Source organism: Hydrocarboniphaga sp., from assembly GCF_965279055.1.
Lineage (GTDB): Bacteria > Pseudomonadota > Gammaproteobacteria > Nevskiales > Nevskiaceae > Hydrocarboniphaga.
This window is the reverse complement of the sequence record NZ_OZ257125.1, coordinates 1,897,305-1,921,957: the sequence shown is the minus strand read 5'-3', so window position 1 is coordinate 1,921,957 and position 24,653 is coordinate 1,897,305. Positions and strand designations below refer to the sequence as shown.

Here is a 24,653-nt window from a genome sequence, read left to right as displayed (position 1 = left end):
GCGCTGGAGTACGCGTCAATCGATCGGCGATGCGGGACGCGTCGCCTATTCATGACATCACTGACTAGGACAACACACCGATGAAACTGGCTACGCTCCGCAACGAAGGCCGCCACGGTCGTCTCGCGCTCGTGTCGCGGGACCTCAGGCGCGCGGTCTGGGCGACACCGATCGCCGCCACCCTGCTCGACGCGGTCGAAAGATGGAAAGAAGTGGAAGCGCCGCTGGCGGCGCGCTATGCCGAGCTGGAGGCCGGCACCGCGAAAGGCGCATTCGAATTCGACCCTCGACAGGCCATGGCACCGTTGCCGTGCGCTCCACAATTCCTCGATGGCTCGACCTTCGCCAATCACGGCGGTCTGATCGAGAAAGCCTTCGATCTCGGCATCACCAACGAATACGAAAAATATCCTCTGGTCTACCAGGGCGCTTCGGACGATTTCATCGGCGCCTGCGACGATGTGGCACTGCCCAGCGAGTCCGACAATCTCGACTTCGAGGGCGAGATCGCGGTGATCGTCGACGAAGTGCCGATGGGCACGCCGGAGCAGCAGGCTGGCGGACACGTCAAACTGCTGATGCTCGTCAACGACGTCAGTCTGCGCGCCTTGACCGCGCGCGAGATGAAGACCGGTTTTGGCTGGCTGCAAGCCAAGCCGAGCACGTCGTTTTCGCCGGTGGCCGTGACGCCGGATGAACTCGGCGCCGCCTGGATCGGCGGACGTGTACAGCTGCCGCTACGCGTCTTTCGCAACAACGAGTGGTTCGGTCACCCCGACGGCCGCGAAATGACCTTCAGTTTTCCGCGCCTGATCGAGCACTGCGCCTATTCGCGCCGGCTGCGCGCCGGCACCATCCTCGGCTCGGGCACGGTATCGAACCAGGCGCGAAGCGCGGGCTCAGCCTGCATCGCCGAGCGCAGGGCGATCGAAATGCTGGACGAAGGGGCGGCAAAGACGCCATTCCTGAAATTCGGCGAGCGCGTGCGCATCGAGATGCTCGACGACCAGGGTCGCTCGATCTTCGGTGCCATCGATCAGCGCTACGTCGCCAGCAATAGCGGAGTGAGCGGACGATGATTCTCGAGCACGCGATCCTTAGCATCCGTCCCGGTAGCGAGGCATCGTTCGAGGCGGCCTTTCCGCGCGCCATCCTGCATCTCGCTGGCAGCGGCGGTTATATCTCACACGCCTTGCGCCGCTCGATCGAGACGCCGAACCGCTACCACCTGCTCGTGTACTGGCAGACTCTTGAAGACCACACGGAAGGCTTTCGCGGCTCGGTTTCGTTCGTGCAGTGGCGCGCGATCATCAGCCCGTTCTCCGATGCGCCGCCCGTGGTCGAGCATAGCCGCCTGATAGCCGACTAGCCAGCCGCGCGACACGCTGCCAATCAGCGCGCCGCGCCTCCAAGCTAGAGCAAGTGACGGACGCGCTCGGCTATTTGCCGCCAATCACCGTTGTGCGCTGGAGAATGCGCCACTCGCCGTCGCGCTTTTCCAGGGTGTCGTCGTAATGCCCTGGAAGCCCGACCGTGGTCGTCTTCGTCTTCAGATCCGGATAGACACTGACGAAGTATCCGTAATGAGTGGCACGGGTAGCGCTCTGGAACTCGAAGTGATGACTCAGCGACAGATGCCACGGCGGAATGTCGCCGCCGATCGCATTGCCTGCCGGCATTGCTGGCATCGGCGTGCCGGGCGGCGGCTTGGGCGGCCCGGCGGCGGCCGCCCGGTACGGCATCGTAAAGCTCTTGCCGGGCTCGGGCTGAGCCGTGATGGTGGCCTCGGGCCAGAACGCCTTGTCGAAGCGCGCCATGTCATGAAGCTCGAGCCCCAGCGTGTAGTTGTCGACCGCATCGTTAACGCCGACCCAGTCGTCAACGGTGGGTTTGTAGCTCGCTGCTCCCGCCTTCGCCGTTGTGCCCTGAGCCGAAACACCACCTGCGGCCAGCATGAAGCAGGCCCCGGCCACGAACACCACATATTTCTTCTTGCAGTTCATCTTCGTCTCCCTAGGGAACCTCTGAATAACTCACCGAAAGTCGAAGCGGTGACTGCGGCGCTGCCTTCATGATTGTTTTCTGCGAAGCCGACTGATTCATTTATCGGCCTGAGCTGATCAAAAGACGCTTACCGGTGACAATTCATCCCACATTGAGTATCAGCGGGCGCAATTCCCCCGTCATCGACAGCAATTTCTTTCGCACCATCCACAGATTCGACAGCGCAAACAGGGTCATCACCTGCGCCGTGTTTTTCGCCAGGCCCTTGAAGCGCACCTTGTTGTAGCCGAACTGCCGCTTGATTACGCGAAACGGATGCTCGACGAAGGCGCGAACGCGAGCCTTGGCATATTCCGCCTGCTGAGCCGCGCGCTTTTGACTGCCTTCCGGCATCGCACGAATCCGGCTTGAGCGAGCCGCGATCTGCCACTGCAGTTTCTTTCTCACCACGCGCTTGTCTGCGCCCGTGTAGCCCGCGTCGGCATAGACTACTTGCTCCCTGCCGTGCAGCAACTCGTCCACCACCGCGATGTCGGCTTCATTGGCAGCGGTTACCACCACGGTGTGCACCAAGCCAGAATCCACGTCCGCGCCGATGTGCGCCTTCATGCCGAAAAAGTACTGATTGCCTTTCTTGGTCTGGTGCATCTCGGGATCGCGCTCACCGTCGGCGTTCTTGGTCGAACTCGGCGCCGAAATGATCGTGGCATCCACCATGCTGCCGCGCTTGAGCAGCAAGCCTTTGCGCCCCAGGTAGGCATTGATCCGGGTGAAAAGCTCCAGCGCTAACCCATACGTTTCCAGCAGGTGTCTGAAATTCAGAATCGTGGTCTCGTCCGGAATCGGCCGCGTCAGCGACAGCCCGGCAAACTGACGCATCGAGGCGACTTCGTACAGCGCCTCTTCCATCGCCGGATCCGACAATCCGAACCAGTTCTGCATGAGGTGAATGCGCAGCATCGTCGCCAGCGGATACGGCGGCCGTCCATCGCCGCCCACCGGATACACCGGCTCGATCAGCGACAGCAGCAGCTTCCACGGAACCACCTGGTCCATCTCGGCTAGGAAAATCTCCCGACGTGTCCGTTTTCGCTTGCCCGCGTACTCCGCGTCCCCGAAACTCAACTGCATTGCTTCCGCTCCGATTCTTTTCTAGCCACAGATCGCAGCAACCATCACGCCACTCGCAATGGGTTTTTCAGACCTTCCCTAGCGGTTTTTGAACGGTTAGTTCTTGTCTTTCTGCTGGAGACGCTTGAGGACCTCGGCGGGATCTTCGGTAACCGTCTTGTTTTGGCTGGGATCGAAAGTAAGCGTGTCGTCGGTGTTGCACACCCATTCGTGGGGCATGCCGTTTTCTCCGCGATTGCGCTTGAAGATCCTGCCGGCGTTCGAGACGAAAGGACGCTTCCAGACCGTGTCGTCGTAGATCGTCAACTGATCTTCGAGCGTGTCGGCATCGAGCAGACGGATGCGTTCGACCATACGCAGATTGGGTCCGTGCGGACCAAAGATCGCATCGGGCGGCAGCACGAACGGCCCGGTTACTTTCCCTGGCAAAGTGCCGTACTGAAGCAGAATTTCATCGAAGCCGATTGTGTCCACCACCAGCGTATCGCCTTCGAAATGCCCAACCGACTCACCGAGGAAGGTCGGGTTTGGCTGCGCCGAATGCTTCGCGTTTAGCCTGATGAAGCGCGTCATGCTGCTGTTTTCGATATAGATCGCGATCATGCCCGGCTGATAAAAAAACTTCAGCGGGGAGCCCAGACGCTGAACGATCGGCATACCCGGGGTTTTGCAGCCCGGGCCCGCAAAAGGAATGTCTTCAATGGCCTTGTACCGATCGACGTAGGCCTGTGCCTGAGCCGTGTACGGAACCGCGGACGCGCTGCTATCCAGAAACGATTCCCTGCTCTCCCAGTTACCGGTAAAGAAATCGGGCAGCTTGGTGACGTCAGACCATTTCGACCCCAGCGGCTCGGCGGCCGTGGCGGGCAAAGCGAGCGCGGCCGACCACAGCGCGACAGCGACCAGCGTTATGTGCTTGTTCATCAGTGGCCTCGTCAACTAGCGGGTGGGCGGGGCAGTGGTGCCGGCGCCGGGCGGCGGCGCTGCCGCACCAGGCGGCGGCGCGACGCCGGGTGGAAGCGCGCCGGGCGGCGGCGCCCCGGCGCCAGCGCTCAGCACGCGACCGCTCGCCAAGTGGACATCGTTCAGCAGACCTATCGGCTTGCCGTCACGCTCTGGCGCCACGGTGACGGTAACCTTGTCGCCCGGCTTCATGTCGTAGGCGCCCCAGCCGCTGCGGGACAGCATGCCCGTGCTGCCGGCCTCAAGACCCCAGACCTGCTGAGAGCCGTCGGCTTGTACCACTCGGATGTAAAGCCAAGAGTGCGGGTTGGCCCAGACCCACTTTTCTACCGTGCCCACCAAGGACAAATGCTTGGTCATGTCGAACGGAGCCGCGGAATGATGCGCCGACACCGGCAACGCCACCGAAGCAAGCAGCAGCGCTGCGAATACGCGCGAAATGCGGGTTGAACAACAGGTGTTCATTTTGAATCTCTCCTCCTGATTTACCCGGCGAGAGCGCAACAGCTGCCGGTATGTTTACTGTTGACGGCATTGAACATCAATTTATACTATTTCGTCAATATGGAAAATCGAGACGCAAAATGAAGGGCTTTCGACTGAAGCGCGGCTCTGCAGTTGCGGCTTGCGTAGTCCTGGCAGTCGCGCTCGGCGGCAGAGCTCTGAGCGACACGCGCATCACGCCGCATACTGCACCGGTCGCAGAACCTGTGCGGTTAACGGGAGTAAAGATTTTCGAAAAATGGTGCAGCGATTGCCACAGGACTGCAGAGGGTCCGGGCAGCCTGGCTCTTCAACGGAAGTATCACGACGCGCTGCCCGCCGTTCTCGAACTGCGGAACAATCTTTCGCCCGATTACGTAAAACTGGTCGTCAGGCGAGGCATTTCCTTCATGCCGTCTTTCAGAAAAACAGAGATCAGCGACGCCGATCTTTCACTCGTGGCCGCCTATCTTGCGCCTTCGCATTGACGCGCAAATCGACTGATGAAACGGCCCTGAAGATGGCCGGCGAGGAGTAAATGAAAATGATCACGAGACGGACCGTTCTCGGTGCTGGAATGGCTTTCACCGCGGCAGCGTGCACCGCCGGTTTCGGTGCGTACCGCCAGACCACGCGCCGCCGCAGCGCCGCGCGCTCGACCGATGCCCTGCTCATCGACGAAACCATTCAGTTGCCGCCGCAATTGGCTGCATTGGTCAGCGCTGGAAGGCGCACCTTGCCCGTCCTCGGAATCCAGTTTTCCGCGGCCGCCCATGCCGAATTGACACGCGTGCTGAGCAGCAGCCAATCGATCATCGGCATCAGCTCTGGCGCCACACTGTTTTGTCTGGAGCGCATTGCCTGGGACCATGGTTTTCGCCTGACAGCACGGAGCCAACGTTGCATCGACGATCTTGGTAGCGACACCTGCTGGCAGGATGTGATGGCACTTCTAAACGGAAGGCATGATTCCTCCGCAAGCCCCTCAGCCGTGGCCCGCGTCTACCGACCCTCGCGCGCGGACGGAACGATCCACACTTGGGCCATGCAAAAAGATGCAGGCCCTCAAATTCGCCAAAGCCTTCGGGAAGAAGTCTGACCATGAGATTGCCACCCAATGTCGGTCAGGCCGATTTCACTGCCGCGCTCAAGGCATTCGCGCAGGTTGTCGGAGAGCAGTGGCTCTACACATCCGACGAGGACTTGTACCTCTACCGCGACTCGTACTCGATACTCTGGGGCGAGGCCGATGAGCGAACCGCGTCCGCGGCGGTAGCACCGGACAATGCGGACCAGGTGGTCGAGCTGGTCAAGATCGCCAACCGGTATCGCATTCCCATCTATCCCATTTCCACGGGCAAGAACCTGGGCTATGGCGGGGCCGCGCCAGCCCTCGCCGGCAGCGTCGTTTTCGACCTGAAACGAATGAACCGGATCGTCGAGATCGACGAACGCCACGGCTACGTCGTGGTGGAGCCGGGCGTCAGCTATTTCGACCTGTATCACCACATTCAGGAAAAAGGCCTGAAGCTCTGGATCGACGTTCCGAGCCCCGGCTGGGGCAGTGTGCTGGGCAATGCGCTGGACGGCGGCGTCGGCGTCACCCTCTCACCCTACCGCAACCATTTCGAGGCGCAGTGCGGCGTCGAGGTGGTGCTGCCCAACGGCAGGATGATGCGCAGCGGCATGGGCGCCATGCCGGGCGCCAAGACCTGGCAGCAGTTCAAGCCGGGTTTCGGTCCGCGCATCGACGGCCTGTTCAAGCAATCGAACTACGGCATCGTCACCAAGATGGGCTTCTGGCTGATGCCGGCGCCGGACAACTTCGCCACCGGCACCGTCAACGTGCCGAAGTACCGCGACCTGATTCCGCTCGTCGACATCATCGGCCGGCTCGAGCAGAGCAAGATCGTGCAGGGCGTGTGGAATCTGTCGAGCCCCACTACCGGCACGCCGCCCTTCGCTGCTCATGAAGCAGGCGCGGCCCCCAAGCCGGTTGATCCGGCGATTGCCGCCATCCTCAGCGATCCGGGCGGCGTCGACATGAACAAGCTCGACGTCGCGGCCCAATCCAGGGGCCTGGCCTTCTGGGCCTGCGACTTCAACTTCTACGGCCCGAGCAAGCTGATACAGGCGCAGTGGGACTGTGTCTGCGATGCCTTGAAGGTCATCCCGGGTGCGACGTTCACGCTCGGCGAAATTCGCAGTCTGCCGCTGTCGCCCGAAGTGCAGGCGAAAACCCGCGACCTGGGTCCGTTTGGCATTCCAACGCTGAAGACCTTCGACCTGGGCCCGATGTTTTCCTACGACGGTGAGGACGTCGTCGGCCACATCTTTTTCTCGCCAGTCATTCCCAGGACCGGCGAGGCGGCTATCGAGGCGATGAACCTGTTCGCCGCGATCGGCCGCAAGTACAAGTTGCCGGGCCCGCCGCTGCAGTTCCCTTCGACTATTTTCGAACGGGCTTTCCTGTTTGCCGTCGGACTGCCGGTCACCCGGTCCGCCAGCGTCAACGCCAAGCTGCGGGGCATCATCCGCGAACTCGTCGCCGTGTCCGCCGAACGAGGTTGGGGCGAATATCGAACGGCCCCCGCGTTCTACGACCTGATCATGGGAACCTACTCGTATAACGATCACGCGCTGCGTGAGTTTCTGGAAACGATCAAGGACGCGGTGGATCCCAACGGCATCATGTCCCCTGGCCGCTACGCGATCCGCTCGCGTTATCGGAAACAACCCAAGAGCTGAGCGGCGGGAATCACACACCGACATCAGTGCTTGTCGGGGCTGCCAGCGGATCAAGCCGCCCGGCAATCCGTTTCGTATTGACGTTGTAGTACAATTTGAATACGGTGTACGAATACGTATACGAATGGAGAAGACGATGGCGCGCTGGTTGAAGCGTGGGCCCGACGCAGGTGTCGTGGCGCAAAGTGATCGCGCCGTGCGGGACACGGTGGAGGCCATCCTCGCCGACATCGCATCGCGTGGCGACGCGGCGGTGCGCGAATACTCGCGCAAATTCGATGGCTGGGAGCGCCGCGATTTCCGCCTGAGCGATCGCGAGATCCGCGAGTGTGTCGCCGAGCTTCCCGCGCAGGCCATTGCCGACATCCGGTTCGCGCAGGCGCAGGTGCGCAATTTCGCCGAGAAGCAGCGCGCCTGCCTGGTCGATCTCGAAGTCGAAACCTTGCCGGGCGTGTTACTCGGGCACAAGAACCTGCCGATGAACTCGGTGGGGTGTTACGTGCCCGGAGGCAAGTACCCGCTGCTCGCCTCCGCGCACATGTCGGTGATCACGGCGAAAGTCGCGGGCGTACAGCGCGTGGTCACCTGTGCCCCGCCCTTCAACGGCAAGCCCGCCGCGGCGATTGTCGCGGCGCAGCATCTCGCCGGCGCCGACGAGATTTATTGCCTGGGCGGCGTGCAGGCCGTCGGCGCCATGGCGCTCGGCACGCAGACGATGTCGCCGGTCGACATGCTGGTCGGCCCGGGCAATGCCTTCGTCGCCGAAGCCAAGCGACAGTTGTTCGGCCGCGTCGGCATCGATCTGTTCGCCGGCCCGACCGAGACGCTGGTCATCGCCGACGACAGCGTCGACGGAGAAATCTGTGCGACCGACCTTCTGGGTCAGGCCGAGCATGGCCCCGAAACCCCGGCAATTCTGATCACCAACTCGGAGAAGCTGGCGCGCGACACCATGGCCGAGGTCGAGCGCCTGCTGCAGATCCTTCCGACGGCCGGCATCGCGCGCAGGGCCTGGGAGACGTTCGGCGAAGTGATCGTTTGCGAGGATCTCGAAGAGATGGTCCGCGAAGCCGATCGCATCGCCTCCGAGCATGTGCAGGTAATGACGCGCGATCCGGACTACTTCCTCAAGAACATGACCCACTACGGCGCGCTCTTTCTGGGGCCGCGCACCAACGTTGCTTACGGCGACAAGGTCATCGGAACCAACCACACGCTGCCGACGAAGAAGTCGGCGCGCTATACCGGCGGGCTCTGGGTCGGCAAGTTCCTGCGCACCTGCACCTACCAGCGGGTTCTGACCGACGAAGCCTCGACGCTGATCGGCGAGTACTGCTCGCGGCTGTGTGCGCTCGAAGGCTTTGCCGGCCACGGCGAGCAGGCCAACATCCGCGTGCGTCGCTATGGCGGCCGCGAGGTTCCGTATGGCGGCGCGGCGGAGCCGGTGCGTGCCTGAACTGCCGGTCGCGCCGAGCTTCCGGCTCGACGGCAAGCGAGCCCTGGTAACCGGTGCCGGGCGCGGCATCGGCCTGGCCGCGGCCGCGGCGCTGGCCGAGCACGGTGCGTCGGTGACGCTCGCCGCGCGCTCACTGGACGAGATCGAGGCCGCTGCGGCCGCGATCCGCGCGCGCGGCTTCGCCGCCGAGGCCATGCAGCTCGACGTCACCGATCTCGCGGCCATCGGCGAGCGAATCACCCGCGCCGCGCCGTTCGACATCCTGCTGAACAACGCCGGCTGCAATCGCCCCGGCCCCTACGTCGACGCGACGCCGGAAGATTTCGACGCGGTGATGGGGCTCAATGTGCGTGCGGCCTACTTCGTCGCACAGTCCGTTGCCAAGCGCATGATCGCCGCCGAGCGCAAGGGGTCGATCATCCACATGTCGTCGCAGATGGGCCACGTCGGCGGCCGCAATCGCACGCTGTATTGCGCGTCGAAGTGGGCACTCGAAGGCTTGAACAAGGCGATGGCGCTGGATTTGGCGCCGTATGGCATCCGCTCGAACAGCATCGCGCCGACCTTCATCGAGACCGAGATGACGGCGCCGTTCTTCGCCGACGCCGCGTTCAAGACATCGGTGCTAGACAAGATCAAGCTCGGCCGGCTTGGCCAGGTCGAGGATCTCACCGGCGCGATCGTATTCCTGGCTTCGGATGCCTCGGGCCTGATGACCGGCTCGTCGATCGTCATCGACGGCGGCTGGACCGCTGATTGATCGCATCACCGACGGCACATCGCCGCCGATCCAGCGACGGCTCACCACCCCATTCGCAACACAACGAGAGGTTCACATGCCGGTCGCATTGATTACGGGTTGCAGCTCAGGTTTCGGTGAAGCGCTCGCCCTGGCTTTTGTCGAGCGCGGCTATCGGGTGATTGCCACCATGCGCAAGCCGGCGGCCGCACCGCCCAGCCTCAAGGCGCTGGCCGCGGCCAAGCCCGACGACTTCGTGCTTGCAGCGCTCGACGTCACCGACGCGGAGATGCGCAAAGGCATCATCGATTTCGCGGTGCAGCGTTTCGGCAGCCTCGACCTGTTGATCAACAACGCCGGCGTCGGCGCCCGCGGCTCGTTCGAAGACACACCCGAGAGCCAGTGGCGCACGATGTTCGAGACCAACCTGTTCGGGCCGCTCGACCTGGTCCGGCTGGCATTGCCGGTGATGCGTCGGCAGGGCGCCGGCCGCATTCTCAACGTCACCTCGGTCGCGGCCGTGCTGAAGACGCCGCTGATGGCCGCTTACTGCGCCAGCAAGCATGCGCTCGACACGGCCACCGCCGCACTGGACATCGAAACGCGCAGCTTCGGCGTTCGCGTGCTCTGCGTGATGCCCGGCCCGTTCAAGACCTCGCTGCCGCAGAAGTCGCTGGACCGCCAGGCCAGCGCGCCGTATGCCAGGATCGCCGCGCACTTCAACGCGACCTTCGACGGCATGGAAGCCAAGGCACCGAGCGACCTCACGCCGGTCGTCAACGCGGCCCTCGCCGCCGCCACCGACGCCGATCCGGTGTTGCGCTACACCGCCGGCACCGACGTGGTTCCTATCCTGCCGCCGATCCTGCAGGCGCTCGCACCGCTGCAGGCGATCGGCCTGCGTCTGACTGGCCAGGACTGAAGAGCGCGGCGCGGTCACAGCGGCCCGCGAAAAGGTGCGGCGCAGTCGCGCCGCACTCACGCATCAGTCGGGGATGCGTTTCGCAGCGTTCGACGCGGAGCGAAGGCTCGAATCGAGGACAAACAGTGCCGCGCGAGCGTCGAGCCTCGACCTTGTCCCTCTCACACGAGGTAAAGGCGACTTCCCGTTCCCGTAGACGTCGCCGCGATCACCCCGCATCCCGGGCCGCGCCGCTTTTTTTTGAACGGCCCGGGCTGCGGCCTGACTCAATGCAGATGGACTTTGCCAGGGGCATCGGTGGCTCGCTGTGCCGAGCCACGGAACCGGCCGACCGAGGCGACGGCCGCGGCGATCAGGCACAGGATGCCGAGGATCTGCAGCGTAGCCGGCAGGCTGCCGTCGAGCTGGCCGCGCAGGAACGCGACCGCCTGAGCACTCAGCGGCTGACCGAGCCACCAGCCCGTCATGAACATTCCCGTGCCGCGGCCGCGGACCTCGAAAGGCAGGCGTCCCATCGCCCACACCACCATCGCCGAAATCAGCATGCCGCCGCCGATCTGGTTGACCACCAGCCAGGAGACGAACGCGGCCGTCGTCGGCGAATGATTCATCATCACGTAGGAGATGCCCAGCAGTCCGAATGCAACCAGAAGCTGCGTGGCAACGATCAGCCGAGCGGTGTACCGGCTGTAGAGAAACGTGCCGGTTGCGACCGCCAGGCTGGCCAATGCGGTGTACAGGCCAAGCTGGCCCGGTGCGCGAATACCGTAGTAGTCGCTCAGCATGTTGCTGACCTGGATCTGCATCGTGAAGAACATGGTGCCGCCGAAGATCGCCAGCAGCGAGATCGGCATGATGGTGCTCCACGGGAATCGCAGCTTGGCGTCGGCGCGCTCGGCGCTCGGTTCCGCGCTCTTGCGCGGCTCCCAGGTCCACAGCAGCAGGCCGACGGCGATCAGAATGCTGAACCCATACGCCGCGAAAGGACCGCGCCAGCCGAAGACGTTGCCGAGGGCGCCGCCGAGAAAGCCCAGCGCGATCGCCGAGAGCGAAGCCATCGCGGTCTGGCTCGCCAGCCATTTCTCGCGCGCGTGCCCATGAAAGTAGTCACCGATCAGCGTCGTGCTGGAGATGACGATCAGGGCTTCCATCGCCCCCAGCACGACGCGGCTTGCGATGATGGCCATCAGGCTGTCGAGAAACAGTGGCAGCATGCCGACCAGCGCATAGATCACCAGTGCCGCGATCAGGGTTCTGCGACGGCCGAAGAAGTCGACAATGGCGCCGGCGACCGGTGCCAGTACGGCGACACAGAGCGCGGGCAGCGTCAACATCAGCGGTACCAGGTACTCGACACCCGGCACATCGCGGAACTGCGCCATCATTCCGGGCAGAACCGGTATCAGCACGATCAGGCCCATGATGGCCATCGTGATGGGCAACAGCAGCAACACACCCTGCAGCGTGCCAGGCTGACGTTCGGCGATCACTATCGACATGCGTATTTCCTCCCTGTTTTGCAGCGACTGATCTGCGGCGCGAGCATGAGCTTACGGAGTAGGCGAAGACGGCTTTTTGTCGTCCTGCAGGTCGTATTGCAGCTGACCGTTGATATCCAGGCTGTCCCGGTTGTCGGTGCAGGCCCATTCCTGTGGTTCATTGCGCCGCTCGATTCCGCGCACGAATCGCCGCGGATTGAGCGTATGCGGACCCACGAAAATCGTGTCGTCGTAGAGCGTGGTCTGTATTTCGAGCGTGTTGAAGTCGATCAGCTTCATGCGCTCGACCACGCGCAGTTTCGGGCTGTGCGGACCAAACACGACGCCGGCGAGCGGTGAAGGATCGCCGTCTCCCATCTCCTTGTCCGACTTCTTGCCGATCTGGAACAAGGTGCCGTCCGCCAAAGCCGTGGTATCGACGACGAGCGTGTCCCCTTCCCAGTGTCCGATGGACTCACCGAGAAACGAGGGATTGGCCCGCGGATCATGCGCGCGCCCATCGGTCCGAATGAAACGCGTCATGCCAGAGGATTCCACGTACAGCGCGATCATTCCCGGCGACTGGAAGAACTTCATCGGCATGCCGCCGATGAACATCAGGAACGGCACGCCCAGCGGGCTGCAGTTGGCGAAGGGACTGTCCTGCTTGGGCTGATATTTCGCGATGTAATCGCGCGCCCACGGCGTGTACTTGGGCACGGGCTTGCGAAAGTCGTCGGCGATCGGACTGACCGATTGCCAGCTTCCCTGCCAGAAATCGGGCAGCTTGGCGATCTCGGACCAGGCCTTGGCCTGCTCTTGCTTGGATCGCGGAGTGGTCTGCGCCTGCGCCTCGTCGATTGCGACCGCGCACAGCAGCGCGACGCAGACGCAACGCAGGCACAGCGTCAGCGGTGACTGCCAGCGGGTCTTGAGTCTCATTTGTACGGCACTCCCTGCGGCGTCTTGGGGACATTCGTCGGACCTGCGGCCAAGGCCGCGCCGGGCTGACCGGCCGGGTCAACCAGCGCTTTTCCGTCCGGCAGGAACACCGTCTGCATCGAAGCGAAATGGCGTCCATCGCGTGCCGGATGGATGTCCACGGTGACCTTCTCGCCGACGACGAGATCAGCGGCATTCCAGCCCCAGCGGCTCATCATGTTGGGGCTGGAGCCCGAGAGCGTCCATTGTTCGCTGGTGCCGTCGGCTTTGAGGACCTCAATCACCAGATAGCAATGAGGGTTCGCCCACTTCCACTCACGTACCGTTCCGACCACGGTGTTCAGCTTGGCGAGATCGTAGAGAGCGAAAGAGTGATGGGCCTCTGCGGCAACGCCAAACAGCGTGCCGCCGGCGACAGCGGCGGCCAGCAAGAGCTTGCGCAGCATGGAACGATTACGGTGTTTCATAGGAGTATCAGCTCGACAGGCAATGTCAGCGACTTTCAGGCCTGTGCACGTGAAATACGATTGACCAGAGAAAGAACGGCTGTGTGCAGATCGACACGATCCGGCTCGCGCACGGATCGGGCCTTTTTCAATTTTTGTCGCGAGGGCCCGATCAATTCGGAGCGGCAGGGGCACCCGGAGCATGCGCATCCGCAGGGCCACCGGGGCCGCCCGGCATCGGTGGCATCGGCGGCAGCGTGTCGCCCTTCAAGGCTTCCACCTGAATCTGAAGGCGCACGGTGCCGTTGTTGTTGAAGACGTCGGCATTCATTCCGAAGTCGCGACGATCGAATTCGGCGCGCGCATCGCCGCCACAAACCTCGCGCTTGAACATCGGATTCTGCATGCAGGTGAACTCGAGGATGTCCAGCTTCACCGGCTTGGTCACGCCGCGCAGCGTCAGCAAGCCGTTGACCGACACGGGCTTGCCCTTCTTGAACGTGATCGAATCGGACTTGTAGGTCGCCGTCGGATACTTCTCGACGTCGAACCACTCTTCGTTCCTTGCTTTCTTGTCCATGACCGGCAGGCCGAAGTTCGCGGTGCTGGTATCGATCGTGATGTCGAGTTTCCCGGTCTCCTTCTCTCGATCCAGCCAGATCTTGCCGCTGGTCTTGTCGAACTTGCCCCGCCAGTAAGAAATGCCGCGATGGGACACCTCGAAGCTGGGATAGGTATGACCCGGCTCGATCGTGTAGATCTCGGGTGCCGCGAATGCAGCGGAACTCGCCACCAACAGTCCTACGGCGCAAGCTACATTTTTTGACATCTTCATAACGATGATCTCCTTGAAGAACCAACCGAATCTGAACTGGTGAACGCATCAGCTACCCATCCGCCGGCTCCGGGCCAAGGGCCGTGCTCCATACAGTTTTGCGGATAGCCCGATCGCGGCTCGGAGTCGCGAATGTCGATCCCAACGACGGCCGTGGTAGAGGGTGGAGCCGGCGCTGAGACGGCTGATCCGTGAAGCACACCTGCTTCTCTTGGATAGCTCGGCGCGCGATATTTCGCGACTGCCATGTTTCGCATCTCGCTCTCACTCCAACCATTCAATAATTATTTGGTGGAGGCTGCAGCACTCCAGCTCGACCTCTGCCGGGGCGATCGCCTGCACCTGTATTGTACTATAGTGTCATTATGACTAACTGATTCATTTAATCAAGTGATCCATAATTGACTTTGGTGTCAAAACAAAAAAACGACAAATCCTGGCTGCGGGCGTCCGCACTCTCCGACTCGACGCATCCGCTGCGATGGCAATAGAAATGGACTGGGAAGGACGGACGCTCGGGTTCAAGCAACATTCCGCCGTGCCCGCCCGCCGCCACTTCAAAGCTGGTTCGCGGCTGCCAGCACGACCGTCGGTACAACCCTGCTCGCCGGCCTCTTCAGGCCGACATCGGCAAGCTGATCGAGACGCTGAGTCCGCCCTCGGCGCGCGGTTCGGCCTGAATCAGGCCGCCGTGCAGCACGATCGCGTGGCGTGCGATGGCCAGCCCCAGGCCAAGGCCCGCCGTCATATCGCGCGATGTCGATTCGATGCGACGGAAGGGCTCGAATATGGCTTCGCATTGTTCGATCGGCACACCGGGACCGCGGTCGCTGACGCGAACCTCCAGCCGTTGCCGTGTCTCTCGATCGCCGGCTTGGACGACGATGCGGGCGTCGATCTCGACGCTGGTCCCGGGCCTGGTGTACTTGATCGCGTTGCGTACGACGTTCTCGAGCGCGCGATAGATCAGCTCGCCATCGATTTCGGTGACGAAGCTGCCCTCCGCATGCAGCACGACGGCGGAGCCGAGCACATTGGCCTCGAACGCGGCATCCTCGGCGATGGCATTGAGCAGTTCGAGCACATCGATGCGTTCCCGCGGACCGCCGGTTACGCCGTTTTCCAGCTTATGCAAGGTCAACAACTCTTCGATCAAGGCGTTGAGCCGGCTCGCCTCGCGGCTTATGCGCTCAAGCAGGGCGGGCGCTTCTTTCGGGTTTTGCTCGTACAGTCCGATCGCGGCCTGTATGCGCGCCAGCGGTGAACGCAACTCATGGGAGATGTCGTGAAACAGGCGGCGCTGCTGCGCGAGCGCCTGCTGCAGCTGCGATGCCATGCTGTCGAAATCCTGCGCCAGATCGGCGATTTCGTCGCGGCGGCTGCCGAGCAGCGGAGCGAGGCGCATGTCGAAACGCGCTGCCGCGGCTTCACGCAGGCCACGGCTGAGCAGATGCAGAGGGCGCGCCATGTACCAGGCCATCGCGAAGCCGAACAGCAGGGCGACCACGGCGCCGGAGAAGAACGGCACCAGCTTGAGCCAGGAAGGGTCGGTTTGGGGCGTCGAGACGCCGCTCAGCGAAATGACGCCGACGCCGAACAGGAAGAACAGCAGCATCGCGCTGCAGAAAGCGGCGAATATCTTCCAGAACAGCCGTCCGGCGGGCCACTTCATGTGTGCGGATCCGCCAGCAACTGATAGCCGAGGCCGCGCACGCTCTTGATCCACGGCTGGCCGTCTTCGCGACGTCCCAGCTTCTGGCGAATGCTGCTGATGTGCACGTCGATACGACGATCGAACCGCGCGAGCGGCTTGCCGAACACCAGCCGCGAGATCTCGTCCTTGCTGATCAGTCCCCCGGCATGGCGGGCCAGCACGTCCAGCAGGCCGAATTCGGTACCGGTCAGTTCCAGCGGCACACCCTGCCAAAGCGCCCGCCGACTGGCGGACGACAACTCCAGCGGGCCGACCCGGACCACGGCTGCCTTCATCGCGTCTTCGTTGTGCGTTCCCGCACTGCGTCTCAGGATCGCACGCAAACGCGCCACCAGCTCGCCTGGTGTGCAGGGCTTGGGTACGTAGTCGTCAGCGCCCATATTGAGGCCGACGATTCGATCGATGTTATCGCCGCGCGCCGTCAACATCACGATCGGCACCTGGCTGACGGCGCGGATGCGACGCAAGGCCTCGATCCCGGTAAGACCCGGCATCATGACGTCGAGCACGACGATCGCAAACGGATGTTCAAGCGCGCGACGCACGCCGGTTTCACCATCGTGCGCGACCTCGGCGGCGAAGCCCTCGTTGGCGAGATAGCGGGCGAGCATATCCGTCAGCTCCGGATCATCGTCGACCAGAAGCACCTTTGTCATCGTTGGCGATTCAATGTTCATCTGTCCCTAGTATCGCCACCTCGCGGCTTTAAGAAAGGCCTGCCGTGCCGACTTTTACCCACCTTTACCCCCCTTTACCACCGCGAACTGGAGGCGCCCTCTAGGATGTACTCCTGTCGACTTGGGAACGGAGCATGGTGGGCGAATCCAGCAAGCGGGCAATCAGAGTAACCACCTTCGTGCTGGCGACGATGCTGGTGGCCGCAGGATGTGCCTTGCAACCCGCCTACAGGGCGCCGCAACCGGAAAGCGTCGGGCCGTGGCAGGCGGATCGTCCGCACGACGGCAGCGCGTCCGAGCTGGTCGACTGGTGGAAGCGATTCAACGATCCGGCGGTGGCCGAGCTGATACAAGCCGCCGAAGCCGACAGCCCGACGCTGACCCAGGCGGCGGCGGCGATCCGGTCGGCACGCGCGACCCTGGCGTCGAATGAAGCCGGTCTGTGGCCGTCGGTCGATGCGAGCGCTTCGCTGACGCGCAGCAAGGTCAGCGATGCCGCGACTCAGGACAGCGTGATCAGTACGTCGCGCAGCGGCGGTCTCGATGCGTCCTGGGAAATCGATCTGTTCGGCAAGTTGCGCAACGGCCGCTCCGCGGCGCGTGCCAGTGTCGAGGCCAGCATCGACAGCTGGCACGACGCGCGCGTGTCCCTGGCCGCGGAAGTCGCCGATGATTACGTTCAGTACCGCGCCTGCCGGCAGCTGCAGGCAGCCTACGAGGCGCAAACCACTTCGCAGCAGCAGACAGCGCAATCGACACGCCTGTCCGCGGCCGCCGGCCTCAGCGCACGCACCGATGCCTATCTCGCCGACGCCAGCGCGGCCAGCGCCGCCTCGACCGCCACGGCGCAGCGCGCCAGCTGCGAGCGGCTGGTCAAGTCGCTGGTCGAGGTGACCGGCATGGACGAAGCCCGTCTTCGGACCATGCTCGATCGCGCCGGCGCGCCGGCCCTGCCGGAACCCGCACAGTTCACGGTCGACAGCGTGCCGGCCGATCTCGTGCGGCAACGCCCGGACCTCAGCTCGACGGAGCGCACGCTGGCCGCCGACTATGCGCAAATCGCGGTCGCGCTCGCCGATCGCTATCCGAGCTTTTCATTGAGCGGTTCGATCTCGGTCTCGGCATCCAACCTTGCCTCGCCGACCACCGGCTGGTCGTTCGGCCCCAGCCTGTCGGTGCCGCTGTTCGATGCCGGCAAGCGGCGCGCCGCGGTCGACTCCGCCGCCGCGACCTACGAACAGCAGCTCGCCCGCCACCGCGGCGCGGTACGCGCGGCGGTGCGTGAAGTGGAGCAGGCGCTGGTGGACCTCGACGGCGCGGCGCAGCGCAGCGGCGACGCGCGCACCGCTGCCGAGCAGTACCGTCGGTACGCGAGCGCCGTCGAGGGCAACTGGCGCGCCGGCTTCGACAGCCTGCTGACCGTGGAAGTCGCGCGACGCTCGGCGATCTCGGCCGAGGTTTCGCTGATCGAGCTGCAACGCGACCGCGTGCGTTACTGGATTGCGCTGTACAAGGCACTTGGCGGCGGCTGGCACAGCGACCGCGCAGCGGTGGAGACCGCACCCGCCGGACAGGCAGCATCTCAAGGAGCGAAATCATGAAGGGCTTCCCCGCACTGCAGCGACGACGCAAGACCGTGATCGCGCTCGGTATCGCGGCCGTGCTGCTGCTCGTAGTCGCCGTGCTCTGGCGGCCGCAGGCGCCTGCGCAAGCCGAGCCGGCCGCGACCGTGGCCCTGACCGTGAACCTGGTGTCGCCGCGCCGCGAGACCTGGCCGCAGATCATCCACGCCGACGGCGCGGTCGCTGCCTGGCAGGAGGCCATCATCAGTGCCGAAACCGGCAGCCTGCGCATCGTCGAACTCAATGCCGACGTGGGGGCGGTCGTGCATCGCGGTGATCTGCTGGCGCGGCTTGCGGACGACAGCGCAAAGGCCGATGTGCAGAAGCAGGAAGCCGCGGTCGCCGAAGCGCAGGCCGCGCTGCGTCAGGCCCAGGCCGATCTGGGGCGGGCGAAGACCGTGGCCGACGCCGGCTCGCTGTCGAGCCAGCAGATCGACCAGTACGAAAGCACGGAAGCGACGCGGCGTGCGCAGCTGGCCTCGGCGCAAGCGGCACTGCAGAGCGCTCGCATCACGCTGCGCCAGACGCGCCTGGAAGCGGTCGACGACGGCATCATCTCGTCGCGCTCCGCGCTGCTTGGCAATGTGGTGTCGCCCGGCAGCGAACTGTTCCGGCTGGTGCGGCAGAGCCGCGTCGAGTGGCAGGCCGAAGTCGACTCGCAGCAGTTGCCGCAGGTGCACGAAGGTCAACGCACCACGGTCGCGCTGCCGGGCGGCCGCAAGATCGATGGCAAGGTCCGCCTTGCTTCGCCGACGCTGTCGACCGCAACCGGCCGCGCCATCGTCTACGTCAGCCTGCCCAACGGCAGCGGCGCGCAGCCGGGCACATATGCGAGCGGCACGATCGAGACCGGTATGCAGGAGGCGCTCACCGTGCCCGAATCGGCACTGGTGATCCGGGATGGCCGCATCGATGTCTTCGTGCTCAAGGACGATGGTGCGAGCGTCACGCGGCGCACCATCGTCACGGGTCGCAGGCAGGGTGGCAGCGTCGACGTCGTGTCCGGCCTCGATGCCGGCGCGCGCGTCGTCGCCAGCGGCGGCGCGTTCCTGACCGAAGGCGCAACCGTCAAGGTGGTCACCGTCGACGCCAGCGAAAAGAAGTCATGAACATTTCCGCCTGGTCGATCCGGCGCCCGGTACCGGCGGTGCTGTGTTTCATCCTGCTGACCGTGTTCGGCCTGATCGGCTTCAACAAGCTGCAGGTGCAGAAATTCAGCGACACCGATCTGCCCACGATCCTGATCAGTGCCGCGCTCGAAGGCGCGGCGCCATCGCAGCTCGAAAACGAGGTCGCGCGCAAGATCGAGGACAAGCTGACCTCGCTGACCCTGCTCGATCACGTGACGACGACGATCACCGACGGCTCGGTCAGCATCAGCGTCAGTTTCAAGCTCGAAAAGAACCCGCAGGCCGCCCTCAGCGAAGTCCGTAACGCCGTCGACAGCGCGCGCGCCGACCTGCCCAGCGAGATGAACGATCCGACCGTCGCGAAGAGTGAAATCGGCAGCTCGACGCTCGCGATCTACACCACGAGTTCGGACACGCTGGACGAGCAGGATCTGTCCTGGTTCGTCGACGACACCTTCAGCAAGGCACTGCTGGCCGTCAAGGGCGTCTACTCGGTAACGCGCTACGGCGGCGTCGAGCGCGAGGTATTGATCGATCTCGATCCGGCCCTGATGGCCGGCCTCGGCCTGACCGCCAAACAGGTCTCCGCGCAACTCGAGAGCGTGCAGCGCGAGCGCTCCGGCGGACGCGCCGACATCGGCGGCCAGCAGCAATCCTCGCGCACGCTGGCCAGCGTCGAATCCGCCGACCAACTCGCGGCGCTGAGCATTGCCGTCGGCGACGGACGCCATGTGCGCCTCGACCAGATCGCACGCGTGACCGACGGCCCCACCGAGCGCACGACCTACGCCTACCGCGATGGCAAACCGGTGGTGGCCGTCAAGCTGGCTCGCGCCCAGGGCAACTCGGACATCACGGTGCTACGCGATGTGCGCGCCGCGATGAAGACGTTCATCGCGGCACATCCCGAAGTCCACATCGAAGAGGCCAGCAACGGCGTCGACTCCATCGAAGAGAATTACCAAGGGTCGATGGAAATGCTGCTCGAGGGCGCGTTGCTCACGGTACTCGTGGTCTGGTGGTTCCTGCGCGACTGGCGTGCCACGCTGATTTCCGCGGCGGCGCTGCCGCTGGCGATCATCCCGACTTTCGGCGTGATGTACCTGTGCGGCTACACCCTGAACACGATCACGCTGCTGGCGCTGTCGCTGGTCATCGGCGTTCTCGTCGACGACGCGATCGTCGAGATCGAGAACATCGAGCGTCACTTGCTGATGGGCAAGAAGCCGCTGCAGGCGGCGACGGAAGCCGCCGACGAGATCGGCCTGGCGGTGGTCGCCACGACATTCACGCTGGTCGCGATCTTTTTGCCGGTCGCCTTCATGAGTGGCGTTGCCGGCCTGTTCTTCCGCCAGTTCGCGGTGACCACCTGCGTCGCGGTGCTCATCTCGCTGCTGGTCGCCCGGCTGCTGACGCCGATGATGGCCGCTTATCTGCTGCGTCCGCACCGGCAGCAGAAGGCGGACAGCGCCCTGATGACGCGCTATCTCGGATGGGCGCGCGCCAGTCTTCGGCACCGCCGGCGTACCGTGCTGGCGGCTCTGGCGTTCTTCATCGTGTCGTTGGCACTGGGAAGCCAGTTGAAGATTGCCTTCTTCCCGACGCAGGACACCGCCTCGACCAGCGTCTCGCTGGAATTGCCGCCGGGCAGTACCGTCGAGCAGACCCGGCAGCTGAGCCTGCAGGCCGAGCGGCGGATCCGGCTGATGCCGGAGGTGAAAAGCGTGTTCGTCGCGGTCGGCAGCAGCGGCTCGGACAGCGGCGGCGACAGTAGCAGCGTGCGCAACTCCACGCTGACCGTGGACCTGGTGCCGCGCGGCGACCGCGACAAGAAACAGTATCAGGTCGAACAGGAGATGCGCCTGGCCTTGAGCGAACTGCCGGGCGTACGCGTCTCCGTCGGCAGCGGTATGAGCGGCGAGCAACTGCAGATCACGCTCGCCGGAAACGATGCCGCCGCGCTGGAATCGGCCGCCCAGGCGATCGAATCGCAGCTGCGGGGCCTGCAGGGCGTCGGCAACATCACCTCGAGCGCCGCCTTGCAACAGCCGGAAGTGCAGTTCGTCCCGGACTCGGCGCGTCTGGCCTGGCTCGGCATCACCGCCGGCGACGTCGCCGACGCGATTCGCGTCGGCACCTACGGCGACTACTCCAGCGCATTGCCGAAAATGAACCTGCCGGAGCGGCAGATACCCTTGCGGGTGCGCGTCGATCCGGCCCAGCGCTACGACATCTCGACGATAGGCCAGCTGCGCGTCAGCGGCAGCAAGGGCACGGTGAATATCGCATCGGTCGGCGAACTGCGCATGGGCAGCGGCCCGGCCCAGATCGACCGCATCGATCGCGAGCGCAACGTCGCGCTGACGGTGGAGCTCAACGGCCGGGCGATCGGCGACGTCAACCGCGAAGTCATGCAAATGCCGGCGATGAAGCAACTGCCGAGTGGCGTGCATACCGTGCAGCGCGGCGATCTGCAGAACATGACCGAACTGTTCCAGAGCTTCGGGCTGGCGATGGCGATCGGCATCTTCTGCGTCTATGCGGTTCTGGTGCTGCTGTTCCACGATTTCCTGCAGCCGGCGACGATTCTGTGCGCCCTGCCGCTGTCGCTTGGCGGCGCGCTGTTCGCGTTGCTGGTGACCGGCATGAGTTTCTCGATGCCCTCGGTGATCGGCCTGCTGATGCTGATGGGCATCGTCACCAAGAACTCGATCCTGCTGGTGGAATACGCCATCGTCGCGCGGCATGACCGCGGCCTGAGTCGCCTCGACGCGGTCCTCGACGCCTGCCACAAACGCGCGCAGCCGATCCTGATGACGACCATCGCGATGGGCGCCGGCATGCTGCCGAATGCGCTGGGCGTCGGTGCGGACCCGAGCTTTCGCCAGCCGATGTCGATCGTCGTGATCGGCGGCCTGATCACCTCGACGCTGCTGAGCCTGGTGGTGATACCCGTCGTCTTCACCTATGTCGACGACTTTGAACGCTGGTTGCGACAGCGGCTGACCCGCCTGTTCGGCCTCCAGCATCGCGACGACGCGGGAATACATTGAGCTTCTCGATCCACGGGCGCCGATCAGGCCGCTGATGCGGCGCTCATCGGCGTTTCGTGAACGCCTCGCCGTCGCCAGCCTGGACCTGGCCCGCTGCGGGCCAGGTCTTCGCCCTCTTTGCTGTCGTGGTGACCGCAGCCGTCATTTTCGAGTTCGAGCGGCGGCTTTTCTGCTAAGCCTCAGAACGCGTATTTGATACCGGCGCGAACCGTGCGCGGCTCGTCGGCGCGACTGAGCGTGGTGGCCTGCTGCGTGCCCGGAGCGCTGACGCCCGGAACATAGGTCTGATAGTAGTACTCGATGTCCTTGCCATCGTGATCCAGCGCGTTGAGCAGTTCGGCGTAGAACGTGAAGTGCTCGATCTTGTAGGCGCCGCGCAGATTCAGAACCGTCTCCGCGCCGGCCCGTTCGCTGTCGCTCGGCACCAGCGGATACGGCCCCATGTAGCGCAGCCGCCCGCTCAGTTCCCAGTTTCCGGAGACGGCGGACACGCCGAGTTCGCCGGCGCTCTCGATCGCGCCTTCGATGTAGCGCCCACTGCCGGAGTCGGGGTCGTCCTGCACGGTGTCGTAACGGGCGTGACTGGCGGTGTACACCGCGTCGATGCCCAGCCAGGGCAGCGGCCGCCAGAAGCTCACCAGTTCGAGGCCGTGGCGCTCGGACCCACCGCGCGGTTCCACCGAGTTGGAATCACCGACGAAGATCAGCTCGCTCGACAGATCCAGCCACCAGTACGCCGCCGACAAAGTCAGGCTGCCGCGCTCGTAGCGCGCGCCGGCCTCGTAGCCAGTGCCCTTGGACAGGCCGTCGATCGGCGTTTCCTTGTTGAGCACGCCGCGCGCGTCGTTGGAGTGGAAGCCTTCGCCCCAGTTGCCGTAGACCTCGACGTGCTCGGTCAGGCTGTAGGCGACACCGAACTTGGGCGACACGCGATCGTCGCGGGTGTGCCCCTGCGCATTGTCTTCCGAGTCGGAGCGCGCGGTGACGTCGAAGTCGTAGTAGTCACCGCGCAGGCCGGCCATCAGGCGCAGGCCCTGGACCGGCTTCCAGGTCGCCTCGGCATACAGGCCCAGCGACGACTCGTCGACGCTGTTGTCCGATATGTTCTCGACGAAGACGCCGTCCTGGGTGTGGTCGACGCCGACCTTGCCGATGTCGTCGTAGCGGAACTCGGTGCCGGCCTTGAGCTCGACCGCATCGCCGAACGCGAAGCTGTGCTCGTAACGGCCGCCGGCGGTAGCGCGTTGATCGAACTGATCGATCTGGTAGTCGTAGGTGGAGTCGGACGACATGCGCCAGTTGTAGTACTGCCCGTACAGCGTCGCGCGCCAGTCTTCGCCGATCAGGTTGGCGGTGGCGATCCAGCGATCGGTGCGGCCGTGGGCACTCGGATCCAGATCGCAGTAGACGTCGGCGCAGGCCTCGGTGCCGACGGAATCGTCCGGAATCTGCTCGGTCGGGTGCCAATCGCCGTGATAGCCCGACAGCGAGATCTTGAGCAGACCCAGGTCCGTGTTCTGAACGTACTTGCTCCAGATCGATTCGTGGTTCAGGGCTTCCGACAGCTGCCAGGGACCATCGTACGTCTTCCATTGACCAACCACGGTGAGCGTGCCATCGCCGACGTCCTGGCTGCCTCCTCCGACCACGCGGCGCCAGCCGTACTCGCCCACTTCGGCGGCAGCGAACGATTGCGGGAGGCTGTCGACCGTACTGAGAAACGAAGCACCGGCCAGCGCAAAATCGCCGATGTCGGCGCGATACGGGCCCTTGCGATAGTCGATGCGCTGCACGGTTTCCGGAATCAGGCCGTTGACATCCAGATAGCCTTGACCGTGGCCATGGGTGCGCAGATTCCATGGCATGTCGTCGACGTAGGCAGTGAAGTCGGTGCCGTGATCGAGATTGAAGCCGCGCAGGAAATACTGATTGGCCTTGCCGCTGCCGGAATGCTGGGCGGCGATGAGTCCGGGCACCGCTTCCAGCAGTTCGGCCACGCGCAGCGTCGGTCTCACGGACAGATCGGCTCCGCCGACGGTGCCTTCGCTTGCGGCGGCCGCGGTACCGACGAGTTTTTCGGCCCGGCCGAATACCACGATCTCGTCCAGCTCGGTCGTGGCAGTCGTCGACTGGCCGTTGTCCGCGACGACGACCGGCGCGTCTTCCGCGTACGCCGCACCGCTGCCCAGTGCCACTATCACCAGCGCCGGGCAAAACATCCCCCTCGCCCGCAGCGAGGCTTCGCTGCGGAGCAGTTTGCTGTACATGGTGTTTCTCCTCTAGAAAACGGTTGAGGCCTGCATCTCCACT

General features: G+C 64.1%; 22 protein-coding genes. 11 read left to right on the top strand and 11 right to left on the bottom strand.

All coding sequences use genetic code 11. The annotated features are described in order from the left end of the window. Positions 1 to 80: 80 nt before the first annotated feature. The gene (locus tag ACQZF9_RS08700) at positions 81 to 1,079 is read left to right on the top strand and encodes a fumarylacetoacetate hydrolase family protein (protein ID WP_428312843.1); all 999 of its coding nucleotides are present in this window, start codon (positions 81 to 83) and stop codon (positions 1,077 to 1,079) included. Continuing rightward, the gene (locus ACQZF9_RS08695; RefSeq protein WP_428312842.1) at positions 1,076 to 1,369 is read left to right on the top strand and encodes an antibiotic biosynthesis monooxygenase family protein; all 294 of its coding nucleotides are present in this window, start codon (positions 1,076 to 1,078) and stop codon (positions 1,367 to 1,369) included. The genes ACQZF9_RS08700 and ACQZF9_RS08695 overlap by 4 nt, the downstream gene beginning before the upstream one ends. Before the next feature lie 70 nt (positions 1,370 to 1,439). On the opposite strand, the gene ACQZF9_RS08690 is transcribed toward ACQZF9_RS08695, so the two are convergent. The 4 genes from ACQZF9_RS08690 to ACQZF9_RS08675 all read right to left on the bottom strand — a co-directional run bounded on the left by ACQZF9_RS08690 (position 1,440) and on the right by ACQZF9_RS08675 (position 4,563). After that, positions 1,440 to 2,003, bottom strand: a complete 564-nt coding sequence (locus ACQZF9_RS08690; RefSeq protein WP_428312841.1) for a nuclear transport factor 2 family protein — start codon at positions 2,001 to 2,003, stop codon at positions 1,440 to 1,442. A 142-nt stretch (positions 2,004 to 2,145) separates the two neighbouring features. After that, a complete protein-coding gene (locus ACQZF9_RS08685) occupies positions 2,146 to 3,135 on the bottom strand; it encodes an IS5 family transposase (protein ID WP_428310096.1) in 990 nt (329 codons plus the stop codon). A gap of 96 nt (positions 3,136 to 3,231) precedes the next feature. Further along, positions 3,232 to 4,059 (bottom strand): hypothetical protein, encoded by an 828-nt coding sequence (locus ACQZF9_RS08680; RefSeq protein ID WP_428312840.1) that lies wholly within the window; start codon positions 4,057 to 4,059, stop codon positions 3,232 to 3,234. Positions 4,060 to 4,074: 15 nt separating this feature from the next. Next, a complete protein-coding gene (locus ACQZF9_RS08675) occupies positions 4,075 to 4,563 on the bottom strand; it encodes a DUF6152 family protein (RefSeq protein ID WP_428312839.1) in 489 nt (162 codons plus the stop codon). Between the two features lie 50 nt (positions 4,564 to 4,613). Between ACQZF9_RS08675 and ACQZF9_RS08670 the strand changes: the two genes are divergently transcribed. The 6 genes from ACQZF9_RS08670 to ACQZF9_RS08645 all read left to right on the top strand — a co-directional run bounded on the left by ACQZF9_RS08670 (position 4,614) and on the right by ACQZF9_RS08645 (position 10,446). Continuing rightward, positions 4,614 to 5,069, top strand: coding sequence for a c-type cytochrome (locus ACQZF9_RS08670; protein WP_428312838.1), 456 nt, complete (start codon positions 4,614 to 4,616; stop codon positions 5,067 to 5,069). A gap of 50 nt (positions 5,070 to 5,119) precedes the next feature. Continuing rightward, a complete protein-coding gene (locus ACQZF9_RS08665) occupies positions 5,120 to 5,680 on the top strand; it encodes a hypothetical protein (RefSeq protein ID WP_428312837.1) in 561 nt (186 codons plus the stop codon). After that, on the top strand, positions 5,620 to 7,329 hold the full coding sequence (locus ACQZF9_RS08660) for an FAD-binding oxidoreductase (protein ID WP_428312836.1): 1,710 nt from the start codon (positions 5,620 to 5,622) through the stop codon (positions 7,327 to 7,329). Before ACQZF9_RS08665 ends, ACQZF9_RS08660 begins: the two co-directional genes overlap by 61 nt. A 136-nt stretch (positions 7,330 to 7,465) precedes the next feature. Further along, positions 7,466 to 8,785: a histidinol dehydrogenase gene (gene hisD, locus ACQZF9_RS08655; protein ID WP_428312835.1), complete on the top strand. Its 1,320-nt coding sequence runs from the start codon at positions 7,466 to 7,468 to the stop codon at positions 8,783 to 8,785. Beyond that, positions 8,778 to 9,545 carry an SDR family NAD(P)-dependent oxidoreductase gene (locus ACQZF9_RS08650; RefSeq protein ID WP_428312834.1) on the top strand — a complete coding sequence of 256 codons (768 nt, stop codon included), beginning with the start codon at positions 8,778 to 8,780 and terminating at the stop codon, positions 9,543 to 9,545. Before hisD ends, ACQZF9_RS08650 begins: the two co-directional genes overlap by 8 nt. A gap of 76 nt (positions 9,546 to 9,621) precedes the next feature. Further along, complete coding sequence (locus tag ACQZF9_RS08645; RefSeq protein ID WP_428312833.1) at positions 9,622 to 10,446, top strand: SDR family oxidoreductase; 825 nt, start codon at positions 9,622 to 9,624, stop codon at positions 10,444 to 10,446. Between the two features lie 266 nt (positions 10,447 to 10,712). Here the strand turns inward: ACQZF9_RS08645 and ACQZF9_RS08640 are convergent, their stop codons facing one another. The 6 genes from ACQZF9_RS08640 to ACQZF9_RS08615 form a co-directional block, all read right to left on the bottom strand. Beyond that, positions 10,713 to 11,945, bottom strand: coding sequence for an MFS transporter (locus tag ACQZF9_RS08640; RefSeq protein WP_428312832.1), 1,233 nt, complete (start codon positions 11,943 to 11,945; stop codon positions 10,713 to 10,715). 51 nt (positions 11,946 to 11,996) lie between these two features. Further along, complete coding sequence (locus ACQZF9_RS08635) at positions 11,997 to 12,866, bottom strand: hypothetical protein (protein ID WP_428312831.1); 870 nt, start codon at positions 12,864 to 12,866, stop codon at positions 11,997 to 11,999. Then, complete coding sequence (locus ACQZF9_RS08630) at positions 12,863 to 13,312, bottom strand: DUF6152 family protein (protein ID WP_428312830.1); 450 nt, start codon at positions 13,310 to 13,312, stop codon at positions 12,863 to 12,865. The genes ACQZF9_RS08635 and ACQZF9_RS08630 overlap by 4 nt, the downstream gene beginning before the upstream one ends. Positions 13,313 to 13,484: 172 nt before the next feature. Next, complete coding sequence (locus tag ACQZF9_RS08625; RefSeq protein ID WP_428312829.1) at positions 13,485 to 14,105, bottom strand: YceI family protein; 621 nt, start codon at positions 14,103 to 14,105, stop codon at positions 13,485 to 13,487. Positions 14,106 to 14,763: 658 nt separating this feature from the next. Continuing rightward, positions 14,764 to 15,819: a HAMP domain-containing sensor histidine kinase gene (locus ACQZF9_RS08620; RefSeq protein WP_428312828.1), complete on the bottom strand. Its 1,056-nt coding sequence runs from the start codon at positions 15,817 to 15,819 to the stop codon at positions 14,764 to 14,766. Next, positions 15,816 to 16,517, bottom strand: coding sequence for a response regulator (locus ACQZF9_RS08615; protein ID WP_428312827.1), 702 nt, complete (start codon positions 16,515 to 16,517; stop codon positions 15,816 to 15,818). The genes ACQZF9_RS08620 and ACQZF9_RS08615 overlap by 4 nt, the downstream gene beginning before the upstream one ends. Positions 16,518 to 16,672: 155 nt before the next feature. Between ACQZF9_RS08615 and ACQZF9_RS08610 the strand changes: the two genes are divergently transcribed. Genes ACQZF9_RS08610 through ACQZF9_RS08600 form a run of 3 tightly spaced genes read left to right on the top strand, consistent with a single transcriptional unit; the run spans position 16,673 to position 22,343 of the window. Beyond that, on the top strand, positions 16,673 to 18,139 hold the full coding sequence (locus ACQZF9_RS08610) for an efflux transporter outer membrane subunit (protein ID WP_428312826.1): 1,467 nt from the start codon (positions 16,673 to 16,675) through the stop codon (positions 18,137 to 18,139). Continuing rightward, positions 18,136 to 19,269, top strand: coding sequence for an efflux RND transporter periplasmic adaptor subunit (locus tag ACQZF9_RS08605; RefSeq protein WP_428312825.1), 1,134 nt, complete (start codon positions 18,136 to 18,138; stop codon positions 19,267 to 19,269). The genes ACQZF9_RS08610 and ACQZF9_RS08605 overlap by 4 nt, the downstream gene beginning before the upstream one ends. Further along, the gene (locus tag ACQZF9_RS08600; RefSeq protein WP_428312824.1) at positions 19,266 to 22,343 is read left to right on the top strand and encodes an efflux RND transporter permease subunit; all 3,078 of its coding nucleotides are present in this window, start codon (positions 19,266 to 19,268) and stop codon (positions 22,341 to 22,343) included. Before ACQZF9_RS08605 ends, ACQZF9_RS08600 begins: the two co-directional genes overlap by 4 nt. Before the next feature lie 179 nt (positions 22,344 to 22,522). On the opposite strand, the gene ACQZF9_RS08595 is transcribed toward ACQZF9_RS08600, so the two are convergent. Next, the gene (locus tag ACQZF9_RS08595; RefSeq protein ID WP_428312823.1) at positions 22,523 to 24,610 is read right to left on the bottom strand and encodes a TonB-dependent receptor; all 2,088 of its coding nucleotides are present in this window, start codon (positions 24,608 to 24,610) and stop codon (positions 22,523 to 22,525) included. Positions 24,611 to 24,653 lie beyond the last annotated feature (43 nt).

Excerpts from the sequence above, each read along its gene's own strand:
- ACQZF9_RS08595 (WP_428312823.1), bottom strand. The coding sequence starts at position 24,610 with ATGTACAGCAAACTGCTCCGCAGCGAAGCCTCGCTGCGGGCGAGGGGG.
- ACQZF9_RS08680 (WP_428312840.1), bottom strand. The coding sequence starts at position 4,059 with ATGAACAAGCACATAACGCTGGTCGCTGTCGCGCTGTGGTCGGCCGCG.
- hisD (WP_428312835.1), top strand. The coding sequence starts at position 7,466 with ATGGCGCGCTGGTTGAAGCGTGGGCCCGACGCAGGTGTCGTGGCGCAA.
- ACQZF9_RS08630 (WP_428312830.1), bottom strand. The coding sequence starts at position 13,312 with ATGCTGCGCAAGCTCTTGCTGGCCGCCGCTGTCGCCGGCGGCACGCTG.
- ACQZF9_RS08695 (WP_428312842.1), top strand. The coding sequence starts at position 1,076 with ATGATTCTCGAGCACGCGATCCTTAGCATCCGTCCCGGTAGCGAGGCA.
- ACQZF9_RS08615 (WP_428312827.1), bottom strand. The coding sequence starts at position 16,517 with ATGACAAAGGTGCTTCTGGTCGACGATGATCCGGAGCTGACGGATATG.
- ACQZF9_RS08640 (WP_428312832.1), bottom strand. The coding sequence starts at position 11,945 with ATGTCGATAGTGATCGCCGAACGTCAGCCTGGCACGCTGCAGGGTGTG.
- ACQZF9_RS08645 (WP_428312833.1), top strand. The coding sequence starts at position 9,622 with ATGCCGGTCGCATTGATTACGGGTTGCAGCTCAGGTTTCGGTGAAGCG.
- ACQZF9_RS08690 (WP_428312841.1), bottom strand. The coding sequence starts at position 2,003 with ATGAACTGCAAGAAGAAATATGTGGTGTTCGTGGCCGGGGCCTGCTTC.
- ACQZF9_RS08600 (WP_428312824.1), top strand. The coding sequence starts at position 19,266 with ATGAACATTTCCGCCTGGTCGATCCGGCGCCCGGTACCGGCGGTGCTG.
- ACQZF9_RS08675 (WP_428312839.1), bottom strand. The coding sequence starts at position 4,563 with ATGAACACCTGTTGTTCAACCCGCATTTCGCGCGTATTCGCAGCGCTG.
- ACQZF9_RS08665 (WP_428312837.1), top strand. The coding sequence starts at position 5,120 with ATGAAAATGATCACGAGACGGACCGTTCTCGGTGCTGGAATGGCTTTC.
- ACQZF9_RS08605 (WP_428312825.1), top strand. The coding sequence starts at position 18,136 with ATGAAGGGCTTCCCCGCACTGCAGCGACGACGCAAGACCGTGATCGCG.
- ACQZF9_RS08700 (WP_428312843.1), top strand. The coding sequence starts at position 81 with ATGAAACTGGCTACGCTCCGCAACGAAGGCCGCCACGGTCGTCTCGCG.
- ACQZF9_RS08620 (WP_428312828.1), bottom strand. The coding sequence starts at position 15,819 with ATGAAGTGGCCCGCCGGACGGCTGTTCTGGAAGATATTCGCCGCTTTC.
- ACQZF9_RS08610 (WP_428312826.1), top strand. The coding sequence starts at position 16,673 with ATGGTGGGCGAATCCAGCAAGCGGGCAATCAGAGTAACCACCTTCGTG.
- ACQZF9_RS08685 (WP_428310096.1), bottom strand. The coding sequence starts at position 3,135 with ATGCAGTTGAGTTTCGGGGACGCGGAGTACGCGGGCAAGCGAAAACGG.
- ACQZF9_RS08670 (WP_428312838.1), top strand. The coding sequence starts at position 4,614 with ATGTTTACTGTTGACGGCATTGAACATCAATTTATACTATTTCGTCAA.
- ACQZF9_RS08635 (WP_428312831.1), bottom strand. The coding sequence starts at position 12,866 with ATGAGACTCAAGACCCGCTGGCAGTCACCGCTGACGCTGTGCCTGCGT.